The following is a 13,317-nucleotide window of genomic DNA, read 5'->3' on the forward strand; positions in this document are numbered from 1 at the left end:
TAATTAAAAGCTAAACTCTACACCCAAAGAATATGTTCTAAGATTTGGGAATGCCCCATTATCTACACCTCTTTCAAAAATATTACTGTTGGTAAACTCAGGATCCAATCCTTTATACTTAGTAATCGTTATAATGTTCTGTGCAGATAATGTTAATCTTGCTCTCGAAATACCCGAATCTTTCAAGACACTTTGCGGAAAATTATATCCAAATCCGATGTATTTCAATCTGATAAAATCGCCATTTTCTAAGAAACGGTCTGTATCTCCTCTTGAATTTAAAGTTGATCCTTTTGTAATTCTAGGAAAATCGGTATTTGGATTTTCAGGTGTCCAAGGCTGAATGCCTCTTCTGTAGTTACTATTGTCATCAAAACGATCTACAACACTTCTAAATCCGTCATAAACAGTAGCTCCATGAGAAGCAATCCAGTTCATAGAAAAATCAAAGCCTTTATATTCAGCTCCAGCGTTTAAACCCATTTCAAATTCTGGCCACGGACTTCCAACGATTGTTTTATCTTCATTAGTAATTTGTCCGTCTCCATTGTTATCCTTAAAACGAATATCTCCAGGAACAGCATTTGGCATGATTACTTTTCCGTCAGCATTTTTGTAATTATTAATTTCTTGCTGATTTTGGAATAATCCATCTGTTTGCAATACATACCACATTCCTACTGGCAAACCAGCTCTTGTTACTGTATTTCCTGAGTAGTTTTCATTTTGTCCGTTACCCAATGAAACCAGTTTGTTGTTTATTTTGGTAAAGTTGACAGAAGCGTTAAATGAGAAATCATTGATTTTTTTGCTATAAGCCAATTCCAATTCAAAACCTTTATTTTCTACAGTTGCAGCGTTAGAAATTGGGTTTCCTCCGTCGTTTCCTGTAGTCAATAAAATTGGGAAACCAAATAATACGTCTTCAGTACGAGCAATAAAATAATCTGCTGTAAAACGTAAATCATTATTTAAAACTCCTAAATCCAATCCGAAGTTGGTTTGTTTTAGTTTTTCCCAACGCAATTCAGAATTTGATAATTTTACTTGAGTGGCAGAAGGATATAAAGTCTGGTCTTTTCCTAATACAATTTGTCCAAAATTATTTACGAAGCTTTTGTACTCGTAATTTCCAATATTTCCAGATCCTAATTCTCCATAACTTGCTCTTAATTTTAAATCTTTAATGAATTCTGATTTAAAGAAAGATTCGTTGCTTATTCTCCATCCTGCAGAAATAGATGGAAAATTCCCCCATTTATTGCCATCGCTGAATCTTGAAGATCCGTCACGTCTGATTACGGCATTGAATAAATAACGATTATCATAATTGTATTCTAATCTTCCTAAATACGACGTTAAAGCCGCTTCATTAATAAAACCTCCAACAACTGGCGAATCTCCTTGGTTTAAAACTTCATAATATTCTCCAGTTCCAGAATTCATCGGAAGATTTCTTTTTGTTCCGTAAATCTGATTGTAATTGTCTTTTTGATAGGTCTGACCAACTAAAACCGTGATATCATGCTTTCCAAATTCTTTCTTGAAAGTCAATGTATTTTCGAACAATAAAGTTTCTGATCTTCCTTTGTTTTGGTCTGTCTGAGAAGGATCCTCAGGCTGGTTTAAAGTCCAGCTTCCTTTTTTTCTCATGTATTTATAAGAATCAAAACTTGTTTCATAACCAAAATTAAAACGGTATTTCAACCAAGGCACAAATTTTAATTCAGACCAAATGTTACCTCTAATTCTAAAGTTTTCGTTTGTTGTGTTAGAAAAATCAGCTAACGCCAAAGGGTTTGTTCCAAAAGTATCGGCAACTCCTTGTTTTCCGTAACCATATCCGCCTGGATTAGAAGCGTCATAAAGCGGAATTGTAGGCGTCATTCTGTATACATCAATAATTGGATTTCCAGACATTTCATCTGTTTTAGAATTACTAATGGCTAAATTTTCTCCAATGCTAAAAATTCCTTTTGTACCGCTTGAATTCACACGGAATGAAATTCTGTCAAAATCAGTTCCGATAACAGTACCTTGATTTCCAAAATAATTTCCAGACATAAAGAATGAAGAATTCTCACTTCCTCCAGAAAAACTAGCATTATAATCTTGCATCATTCCCGTTTTAAAAACAGCATCTTGCCAATCTGTATTTACAGCCATATTTAAGTTTTGTCTCGGAAGTCCAGCATTGTCATACGCCATATTGTTGTATTTAGCAAACTCTTCGGTTCCCATTAAATCATAGCGAGGCATAGAGGTAAAACTGCTTTTTGCTGATACTTCAACCTGAAGCGGCCCTTTTTTACCTTTTTTAGTCGTAATGATAATGACACCATTTGCCGCTCTAGAACCATAGATTGCTGCTGCAGAAGCATCTTTTAAAACCTGAATCGATTCGATATCGTTTGGGTTAAAATCTCTGTTTGCAGAAGTTACCAAACCGTCAATTACGTATAATGGGTTTGTATTTTGAAGATTCTTAAGTCCGCGAATTTCAACATTGGCTTCTTGGCCTGGGCGTCCGCCACCGCGAACTTTAACTCCCGTAACCAAGCCTTGAAGTCCGTCTGCAACTGTTGTAACTTGTCTTTTCTGAATTTCTTCTGGTTTAACTAATGCAACAGCTCCTGTAAGGTCTTTTTTCTGTTGCGATCCATAACCTACAACAACTATCTCGTCCAATTTCATGGCATTTTCTTCCATAGTAACATTTACAGAAGTTTTGTTGTTGATTGCAATTTCGATTGTTTTGTAGCCTTGCGAACTAAAAACTAGTGTCTGATTTCCACTGGCGGTAATTTTATAGCTTCCGTCAAAGTCTGTAACGGCACCATTTTGGGATCCTTTTATTAAAACATTCGCAAAAGGAACCGATTCGCCAGTTGCGGTAGTAACTTTTCCCGTAACAGTAATCTGCTGGGCAAAAGCGGACTGCAGTAATAAACTAAAGAAAACCAAGAGGTGATATCTCTTCGTTAAAAAGTGAGTGAACTTTGTTTTCATTGATTTTTGCATTTTAGATAGTTTTATTTCTTTTTGTGGTTTGGTTTAATGAAATATTGCTCTTTTTTATCCGTCTGGAATACGGGCAAAAAAAGAATTAATATTCTTTGGTTCTAATAAATTGTTCATTTTGTTTCAAAATTATTAATGGTTAGATTTTTCAAACTTTATTTTATTGATAGTATATTTTTAACCTTAAAATTTTATCAATATCGTTTATTTGAAAATTCAAATTAGGCGCTTTTTATTCAAAATAAAATGCTTCATTTGTGTCAATATCTCTCTCAAATGATTCAAATTGTATTAAAAACAGTCCGTTTTCATTCAGATGCAACATTTTGTAGAATATTGAGACGATATGCAGAAATATTGATTTAAGCCTTATAAATACACCTATGCGTAAATTCTTTCTTTTTTTATGTTTCAGCTTTTTTTCGATAAATTTTTCGAATGCGCAAGATTATTATTTTAAACATTTTCAGGTTGAAGAAGGACTTTCCAACAATACCGTTTTAACCTCCATTCAAGACAATGATGGTTTTATGTGGTTTGGAACCAAAGATGGTCTAAATCGTTTTGATGGCTATCGTTTTAAAACCTACAGAAGCAATGGAGATCCTATACATAGTTTAGGAAGCAATTATATACAATCGCTGCATGAACACAACGGCACGATTTGGGTTGGAACGGACAAAGGTTTGTATCATTACGATAAAAAGCTGGACAACTTTACGATTTTGAACGAAGCCATAAATGATCGTATCAATGACATCAATCACGATCAAAAAGACAACATTTGGTTTGTTTCGGGCAACATTTTGTATAAATATTCTCCAAAAAAGAAAGAAACGACCACTTTTAATCCAAACAAATATTTTATCACTACTTCGATAACAAAGGATTATAAAGGCGAAATCTGGGCTTCTTCTTTAAATAAAATCTATCATTATTCTGAAGAAAACCTTTCTTTTGAAAATATTGCTCTAAATCCGCCTGCTGATAAAGCCAATTTTAGAATCACTGTTATTTATGCTGTTGATCGCGAAAACATAGTAATTGGCACGCTCGATCACGGCGTACTCCTATATAATAGAAAAGATAAAACGACAAGCGAACTTAAATTTGGAATTAAAGAACCGGTTTTCGTGCGTCAATTCAGAAAAAAAGGAAACGACGAACTTTGGATTGCGAGCGAATCGGGTGTTTACGTGTATAATCTGAAAACCAAAACGGCTGTAAATCTGAAGAAAAATTACAACGATCCGTATGCGATTTCAGACAATGCGGCCTACTCTATTACCATCGATAAAGAAAACGGAATCTGGATTGGGACTTATTTTGGCGGTGTCAATTACCATCAGAAACAATATACGCAGTTTAAAAAGTACTTTCCGCAGAACAATCAAAATTCCATTAGCGGAAGCGCAGTTCGAGAAATTCATAAGGACGATCATGGCGATTTATGGATCGGAACCGAAGATGCTGGCGTGAATCGTTTTAATCCGAAAACACAAAAATTTACATCTTATCCTGTTTCCTACTATAATATTCATGCTTTAATGCCTCGAAAAGACAAAATCTGGGTGGGAACTTTTGAGCATGGTTTGGATGTTTTGGATAGAAATTCTGGAGCAGTTTTAAAACATTACAGCGCAAATGACGGACGAAGCGGACTTCATAGCAATTTTATCTTTTCTTTCTACGAAATGAAAAACAAGGAGCTGATTGTTGTAACAACATCAGGACTTTATCGCTACAACGAACAAGCCGATAATTTTGAAATTCTAAAGTTCTTTCCAGAAACGTATCATTATACGAATATGAAGGAAGACAGCGATGGCAATCTTTGGGCAGGAAGTTATCGTGACGGATTATTATTTTATAATCCGAAAACCAAGAAAAAAGAGGTTTTTACGTATGACTATAAAAATCCGAATGGAATAAGCAACAATACCATCAACGCCATTTTTGAAGACAGTTTTAAGAACCTATGGATCGCCACTGAAAACGGATTGAATCTCGTAAACAGACAGAATCATACTTTTACCAAATTCACAACCAAAAACGGAATGCCGAGCAATGTTTTCTATTCTATTTTGGAAGACGATTCTAAAAATCTCTGGCTGACAACTTCTAAAGGTTTGGTAAAATTTGGTCCAGATCATAAAACCATCAAGATTTTTACCACTGCAAACGGATTACTGAGCGATCAGTTCAATTATAATTCGGCTTTTAAAGATGCAAACGGCGATATGTATTTTGGAAACCTAAACGGAATGATCAGTTTTAATCCGAAGCACTTTAGTAAAAACAAATACACGCCTTTTATTTACATTACCAATCTACAAATTAACAATAAGGATATTGAGGTTAACAGCCCAGACTCTCCTATTTCACAATCTATTTCGTTTGTGGACGAATTGGAGCTCAACAACAATCAGTCAACTTTTAATCTGGAATTTGCTTCTTTGAACTATACCGCACCAGAATTGACAGAATATTGGTTTCAGCTCGAAAACGTCAATAATGATTGGGTTTATTTAGGAAGAAACAACAAAGTTTTCTTTACCGAACTGGCTCCTGGAGATTATGTTTTTAAAGTAAAATCATTGAATAGTTTTGGGGTTTGGAGTAAAGAAATAAAACTTAAAATTACCATTCTGCCTCCATTTTACGCCAGCACTTATGCCTATATTTTGTACTTTATATTGTGCTGTGCTGGATTCTATTACATTATTCGCTATTCTCAAAATCTGACTCAGATTAAAAATAACCGTAAAATAAAGCATCTAAACGACGAAAAAGAAAAAGAAATCTATCAGGCAAAAATTGACTTTTTTACCAATGTAGCACACGAAATCAGAACGCCTCTGACTTTAATAAAAGGTCCGCTAGAAAAGCTTTTGGGAATGAAATACGAATCGGAAGAAGTGCCTCAGCATCTTTCGATTATGAAGAAAAATACTTCGCGCTTATTGAAGCTCGTAAATGAATTGCTTGATTTTAGAAAATCGGAAATTGGAGGTTTGAAATTGACTTTCGTCGAAGCGAATATTTCTTCGATGGTTCGAAATTTTCATTTGAGATTCAGCCAATTAATTGAAGAGCGCGGATTGGAATTTGACTTGGAATTGGGCGAAAAAGACATTCATGCTTTTGTCGATAAAGAAGCTTTTAAAAAGATTCTCAGCAATTTGATCAACAACGCTATTAAATATTCAAACAAAAAGGTTTCCATTTCTTTATTTAGAGATGAAAAGAAACTGCATTTGATTGTAAAAAATGATGGAAACATTATTCCTATTCATTTAAAAAATAAGATTTTCGAACCGTTTTTCAGGGTTGATGACAGCAGTACGGCTTCAGGAACTGGAATCGGACTTTCGTTAGCACATTCTTTGGCGCAATTGCATAACGGAAGTTTAGAATTGATTGAAGATGCTAGTTACAATATTTTCGAATTGGTTGTTCCGTTACATCAGGAAGAAGAATTTATGCTTTATGCCGATGCTGAAAAAGAACAGACAGAAAATGAAACGCCAAAAGAAGCTGTTGAAATTAAAAACGAAAAAGCGCAGGTTTTGGTTGTAGAGGATAATGAAGATCTTTTGAGTTTTATTACTACCGAATTGGCTGGAACATACACGATTTTAAAAGCAGAAAATGGCGAAGAAGCACTCAAAATCATTCATAACGAAAACATCCAACTTGTTATTTCAGATGTAACGATGCCTGTTATGGACGGAATTACGATGTGCAAAAAGATTAAAACTAATCTGGAAACGAGTCATATTCCGGTTATTTTATTAACTGCCAAAAATTCGCTAAAATCTCAAATCGACGGACTTGAAGTTGGTGCCGACGCTTATGTGGCAAAACCTTTTTCTATGGATTATCTGAAAGTACAAGCAAACAACTTGATTGAAAACCGCAGACAGATTATGAATTATTATGCGAGTTCTCCCCTTTCGCACATTAAAAGCATTGCTCACAATAAAACCGACGAAAAGTTCTTGAAAAAACTCGACGACGAAATTCTTAAAAACATTACAGATCAGGATTTGAGTGTAGAATCGCTTGCCGAAATCATGAATATGAGCCGTTCTACTTTATACCGAAAAATTAAAGACATCACAAACTTGAGTCCGAACGAATTAATCAATATTGTACGATTAAAAAGAGCCGCAGAGTTATTATTAAACGAAAACTACAAAATGTACGAAATCGCAGAAATGGTAGGCTATAAATCGCAAACGAGCTTTGGACGTAATTTCCAGAAGCATTTTAATATGTCGCCAACGGATTATATTCAGAAAAATCGTTGATTATTTAACCACAAAGTTCGCAAAGAGTTTACGCAAAGCTCACGAAGTTTTTTAAGCTAATATTAAGTCCACAAAGTTTTTCAAGTTCAGCCTTTGTGGACTTAAAATAAAATGCAATAACTAAACTTTGCGTTTCTTTGCGTAAACTCTTTGCGAACTTTGCGGTTAAAAAACTTTTTAATTCCATGATGTCCACGCGGCATTTAATAAATTCCCCTACCACATATATTTCAAAATCAAACGCGCATTAAACGGCGTTCCTGCTGTAAAATGAATTTCTTCTACAGGATCCGTTTCATTTGCCAATCTTGATTCGGTTAAGAATTGTGTTTCTTTCCATTTGGTGTTGAAAATATTGTCGATGTTTACTCCAATCGAAACTTTCTTAATCTGATAATTTACAGAGAAATCGGTAATGCAATAGCCTTTTGCTACAACCGAATTGTCTTCGTTTGCTGGTCTGTCTCCTAAGAAACGAGTTCTTATGCTTCCTGAGAAACCTTTTAAATCTTTAACCGAAATTCCGTTCATTAAAGTATTTTTTGGAGCCAATGGCAGATAATCGTTTCCTTTAGGCTCATCTATTGCTCTTGCATGCGTGTACGTGTAATCGGTATTCCAGAACAACCAATTGGTCAATTGATATCTGAAGCCAAAATCGAAACCTTTTCTTTCTGTTTTCCCGCTTGGTTCAACAACCGCTTCGTCTCCTACATAAACAAATTCCTGCGCTAAATACAAATACCAAATTGCTGAATTAACAATCATGCGCGGAAATGGTTTCCAGTTGATTCCTAAATCTGCTCCGTAGGTCTCTGGAAGAATTTTTTCCCCTTTTTGCGCCACTACTACACGCGTATCATTGCTATGAAATCCTTTTCCTAATTTCAAGAAATAGTTTAATTTATCATTTTGAGTATACAAAAAGTTCAGTTTCGGACTCACAATTGCTTTTGTCTGTGTCTGATTCGTGTAGGTTGCCGCCAATTGATCTTCGTAACCAAATTTGAAATAATCTAAACGCAAACCTCCATTTATCAGCCATTTTCCAGATGTAAAATCAAGACTTGAATACGTAAATAAATTGGTCTGATTTACAGTTCCTAAACTCAAATAGTCTAAAACTGTCTTTCTGTTTAAAGTATGCGATAATTCTACATCTTTATTATTATCGTTTCGAAGCCCAGCACCCAATTTAAAACGCCATTGATTGTTTAATTTCTGATCGTATTCTGACTGAAAACCTACAATCGTTCTGTTTTCTTTCTGTTTGATTTGATCGCCGTTTACAGGATCATTTAAGAAAAAAGTAAAATTAGAATACAGTTCAAAATCATATTTGCTTAAATAAGCACTGCTTTTAATATGCGTATTGTCGTCAATTTTCGCATCATACTGCAAATTGAAATTAGTTCTATCGGTATTTCCTCCTTCATTTGGATCGATTGCTCCATAATGCGAAATAGTTCCATCGTTTACAGCGCGATCTGGAATCTGTCCGCTAGCATCCCATTGGCTTTTAAAATGCGAAACCGAGATAGCCAAACGATCTCCATTTTCCATTTTAGCATTGTATTTTCCAAACAAATTAATTCGGTTAAAGTTTTGCGGAGCATCAAAATAACCATCGGTCATCATGTATTCTCCCGCAAAATAAGCCGACTGGTTTTCTTTATTCAATAAATTAAACATGGCAACAGTACGAAAAGTATCAAACTGTCCGCCCTCAAAAGAAATAGAACTATTTTGCAAAGCATTTTTAGTATTAAAACCAACATATCCTGCAGTGGTAAAATCGCCTTTATCCGCAAAATAAGCCCCTTTATCAAAATCAATATTATCAACCGTTTCAGGAATTACAAAATGCAAATCCGAATATCCTTGTCCGTGTGCGTGCGAAACCATATTTACTGGCATTCCGTCTACAGTAATATTGATATCGGTTCCGTGATCACAATCAAAACCTCTTAAAAAGATTTGTTCTGCTTTTCCTCCACCAGCATGCTGACCTATGAAAAGTCCTGGAACTTTACGCAATAAATCCTGAGAATTTGAAATAGGCTGAATTTCAAAATCAATTTTAGAAATAGTATTCAGATATTTTAGATTATTGCCAATCTTAACTTCTTCTAGCAAAAACGGCTTTTCTTCTAAAGAAATCGTCAGAAAATCTAAAGAAGTCAGTTTTATTTTTTGAGTAGAGAATCCTTTTTTGGTAATAACCAAACTATCATTTACCTGAACGCCTTCTAAGGTAAACTTTCCGTTTGCATCGCTATGTGCGTGTGTTTTTGAATTTAGGTTTCGAATTAAAACTTCTGATGATGCTTTTCCGTCAGCGTCGTTTACAATACCATTTAGAGATTGAGCATTAATTGCAAAAGAAAAAATAAAGAGGATAAAGGAGAATAAGAACTTCATTGCTATTTTGATAATTATTGGGGTAGTATGAACACAAAAATAGCATAATTAAAAGAATAACCATAAAAAAAGCTCTAAATCAAAAATTTAGAGCTTTTCTATATAGTAAACCTTTTACTTTGAGAAAATTAATCCCATGTATTGGTTTTAGAAACGGCATATTTACCAGCTCCTGTAAAGAACAATGCTAGAGCACCAAACAGATAAAGCCCCAATAATTCTAAAGCGTAACCTCCATGATCGCTAATTGTAAAGAGTTCATTAGCATGTACCGTTGCAACTGCTACGATACAAGTTATTGCCAACAGAACTGCAGCAATTCTAGTTCTAAATCCTAATAAAATGGCAATTGGAGCTAAAACTTCGCCAATGTAAACCGCATAGCCAAATGCGCCCATGTTTTCTACAAGGAACGAAATTCCGTGAATCAGTTTAGAAACACCGTGAAAAAGCATTAATCCACCAGTACTTAAACGCAATAGCAATAATCCAAGGTCTGTGTTTTTTGAAATCATAAATAATTTTGTTTAGGTTAAAAATTTATATCAATTGGGTTTGTAAGCCGACTAAAATACAAAAATTTCCTATTTAAAAATAATATTATTTAAAACAATTCCAAATAACCGTTTTTAGGCTATCACAAAGCTCATTTAGAGCTTTAAAACTTAATGGCAATCTTTCCAATTGTTCGTCCCGACTCCAAAAATTCGTGCGCTTTCTTAAGATTTTCGGCTGAAAGTCCGTTTAAGGTTGTGTTTAAAGTTGTTTTCAAAATGCCATCATCCAACAAATCTGCCACGATATTTAAGATATTATGCTGTTCTACCATATCTTCAGTTTGGTACATAGATCGGGTGTACATCAATTCCCAAGAAAAAGACACGCTTTTGCTCTTTAATTTGGTTAATGCAACAGGATCGCTGCTTCCGGTAATAGAGGCAATATGTCCTTGAGGTTTAATTAATTCTACCATTGTATCCCAATAAGCATTGGTATCTACGAAATCTAAAATAAAGTCAACATACTCAAAACCTGCTTCTCGAACAGATGAAACCAAATCTTTATGATCTACCACAAAATCAGCTCCTTGCTGTTTGCACCAAGCAATTGTTTCTGGACGCGACGCTGTTGCAATAACAGTTAAACCCGCTATTTTCTTAGCCAATTGAATCGCGATAGAGCCTACTCCTCCTGCTCCGCCAATAATCAGAATCGATTTTCCTTTATCTTTATCTGCCGTAATTCTGATTCTGTCAAATAAAATTTCCCAAGCGGTTAAAGCGGTTAACGGAATTACAGCTGCTTCTTCGATACTTAACGATTTTGGCTTTCTGCCCACAATTCTTTCGTCAATAATCTGATATTCGGCATTGCTCCCCTGTTTGGTAATATCTCCTGCATAATATACAGGATCTCCAACTTCAAACAAAGTAACATCTTGTCCGACAGCCTGAACAATTCCGACAGCATCCCAACCAATAATTTTGGGAGTTTCAAGAACAGTATCTTTCGCACTATTCTGGCGAATTTTAAAATCGACTGGATTTACTGAAATCGCATCAATTTTAACTAATAAATCGTGTGGCCCTGGAATTGGTTTTACGGCTTCAAATTCGATAAAACTTTCTGGGTTTTCTATGGGTAATGATGTTTTAAATCCTATTGCTTTCATTTCTTTTTAATATTTAAATTAAAACTATACCACAAATATAAGACGAGTTGAAATCTCTTAATTGGTATATATTGAGCGTATATTTGTATATTTTTTTCAAAGCTACTAAGATACTAAGGTGCTAAGTTGCTAAGTTTTTTTTTGCGCAAAGCTTTAGATCAATTACTTTGTGTATTTTAAACAATTGAAACACCTTTAATCTTAAAAGAAAAACTATCTCCGATAGCTAACGAAACTATGTGTTTAAATAAAGCCTTAAATTTGCTAAAAATACTACACTATGAATATCAGAAAAGCCGAAAAATCAGACTCAAAATATATTGCTCCTATATTATTATTAGCAATGGAGGATATTATCTATAAATTTATTGCAAAGGAAGATTACGCTGTAGCGAAAGATTTTCTGCAGCATTTTGTCGAAAGTGATAACAATCAGTATTCTTATCAAAATTGTTTTGTGGCAGAAGAGAATAACGAAATTATTGGTGCAGTAAATATTTATAATGGTGCAGACATTGAAGAATTGCGCGCTCCAATAATCGAATACGTTCGCAAACACTACAATCCTGACTTTGATCCAGAATTGGAAACCCGTGCTGGAGAATATTATATTGATTCTTTAGGCGTGAATCCGAAATATCAGGGAAAAGGAATTGGTTCTCAATTATTGCAATTTTTGATTGATAAATACGTTCATAAAAATAAAGAGGTTTTAGGTCTCCTGGTTGAAGAGGACAATCCGAGTGCTAAAAAACTGTATTTAAAGCTTGGTTTTAAAGTAGTTGGAAACAAAACTTTGGTTAAGAAGAACCTAGAACATCTTCAAATCAAAAATTAATTATAGAATGAAAAACATCACAATATTAGAAGCAGGTTTAATTTTAAGAATAGTTTTAGGAATCACAATGCTTTCGGCCGTAGCAGACCGATTTGGAGTTTGGGGCGCACCGGGATCTAACGCAGTCGCCTGGGGAAATTGGGAAAACTTTGTTATCTACACACAAACCCTAAATTCTTTTGCCAACAGAGCCACAGCAGAAGTTCTTGCAGGAGTTGCCACTTTCTTTGAAGTTTTACTGAGTCTTCTACTATTATTTGGTTTCAAAACCAGACTTGCCGCTTTAGGAACTACCATTTTAATGTTCTTTTTTGCTTTTGCCATGTCGGTTTCCGTTTCTGTAAAAGCGCCTCTTGATTATTCTGTTTGGACAAGTTGTGCGGCAGCTTTACTATTGGCTAATATTGGAAAAACGTCTTACGCTGTTGACAATAGAATATAGCTTTTTGAGTTGATGGTTTTTGGTTGATAGTTGATGGGGTAAAAATTTTTCCTAACAACCAAAAACTATCAACTATCAACCAAAAAATCAATTCACATCTTTTTTCGGAAATAAATTCGTTTTGGAAATTGATCTTCTATGCTTTCCTCCAAATCAAATTCTTCGTAATTCAATAATCGTAAATTGTCGATTAAAGCATTGTCTATGGCAAAAGCTTTCACCCAGATTAGATCGTGTTTTCGCTGGTAAGCAATTTCTTCGGCACGTTTAATAAGCGCTTTTAAATCTTCTTCATCAAAATAAATAATCTCACTTAGATTAATTGCTTTTGACGCTCCTAGATTTTCGTTTAATATTCTCGACGAATCCAATTTTAAATAAGATTGTGGTGCTTCACCAAGATATGCCATTAGAATTTCGATCGAAAAATCATTCTGAATTCGAAACAATTCTTTTTGAGAAAGATGCTGCTCTGCATATTTTTCTCCCAAATCTTTTTCCCTAAATAAATTGGTATAAAACTGAACGGCTTTGTCTTCCATCCAAGAGACATTATCATTAATAATGACAACAAATTTTGCAATTCTACTCATTTCTTTTCCTTTTAATA

The 13,317-nt window shown here is 34.5% G+C and carries 8 protein-coding genes; 3 read left to right on the plus strand and 5 right to left on the minus strand.

The window, feature by feature from the left end; translation table 11 throughout:
- Window positions 1–3: 3 nt before the first annotated feature.
- A complete protein-coding gene (locus JC605_RS09630) occupies window positions 4–3,009 on the minus strand; it encodes a TonB-dependent receptor (RefSeq protein WP_233074078.1) in 3,006 nt (1,001 codons plus the stop codon).
- Window positions 3,010–3,404: 395 nt separating this feature from the next.
- Here JC605_RS09630 and JC605_RS09635 point away from each other — a divergent pair, with 395 nt between their 5' ends.
- Entirely contained in the window at window positions 3,405–7,334 is a 3,930-nt protein-coding gene (locus tag JC605_RS09635) for a hybrid sensor histidine kinase/response regulator transcription factor (RefSeq protein ID WP_198855966.1), read from the plus strand.
- 216 nt (window positions 7,335–7,550) lie between these two features.
- On the opposite strand, the gene JC605_RS09640 is transcribed toward JC605_RS09635, so the two are convergent.
- From JC605_RS09640 to JC605_RS09650, 3 genes are all read right to left on the minus strand, one after another.
- Window positions 7,551–9,755 (minus strand): TonB-dependent receptor domain-containing protein, encoded by a 2,205-nt coding sequence (locus JC605_RS09640; protein ID WP_198855967.1) that lies wholly within the window; start codon window positions 9,753–9,755, stop codon window positions 7,551–7,553.
- A gap of 128 nt (window positions 9,756–9,883) precedes the next feature.
- The gene (locus tag JC605_RS09645; protein ID WP_198855968.1) at window positions 9,884–10,270 is read right to left on the minus strand and encodes a DoxX family protein; all 387 of its coding nucleotides are present in this window, start codon (window positions 10,268–10,270) and stop codon (window positions 9,884–9,886) included.
- A gap of 143 nt (window positions 10,271–10,413) precedes the next feature.
- Complete coding sequence (locus JC605_RS09650; protein WP_198855969.1) at window positions 10,414–11,427, minus strand: zinc-binding alcohol dehydrogenase family protein; 1,014 nt, start codon at window positions 11,425–11,427, stop codon at window positions 10,414–10,416.
- 280 nt (window positions 11,428–11,707) lie between these two features.
- Here JC605_RS09650 and JC605_RS09655 point away from each other — a divergent pair, with 280 nt between their 5' ends.
- Together JC605_RS09655 and JC605_RS09660 are read left to right on the plus strand one after the other, a co-directional pair.
- Window positions 11,708–12,265 (plus strand): GNAT family N-acetyltransferase, encoded by a 558-nt coding sequence (locus JC605_RS09655; protein WP_198855970.1) that lies wholly within the window; start codon window positions 11,708–11,710, stop codon window positions 12,263–12,265.
- Window positions 12,266–12,272: 7 nt separating this feature from the next.
- Window positions 12,273–12,707: a DoxX family membrane protein gene (locus tag JC605_RS09660; protein ID WP_198855971.1), complete on the plus strand. Its 435-nt coding sequence runs from the start codon at window positions 12,273–12,275 to the stop codon at window positions 12,705–12,707.
- Window positions 12,708–12,799: 92 nt separating this feature from the next.
- Here the strand turns inward: JC605_RS09660 and JC605_RS09665 are convergent, their stop codons facing one another.
- Window positions 12,800–13,300, minus strand: a complete 501-nt coding sequence (locus JC605_RS09665) for a hypothetical protein (RefSeq protein WP_198855972.1) — start codon at window positions 13,298–13,300, stop codon at window positions 12,800–12,802.
- Window positions 13,301–13,317: the final 17 nt, after the last annotated feature.

The sequence above is a fragment of the Flavobacterium sp. IB48 genome (assembly GCF_016405855.1).
GTDB classification, from domain to species: Bacteria; Bacteroidota; Bacteroidia; order Flavobacteriales; family Flavobacteriaceae; genus Flavobacterium; species Flavobacterium ginsengisoli.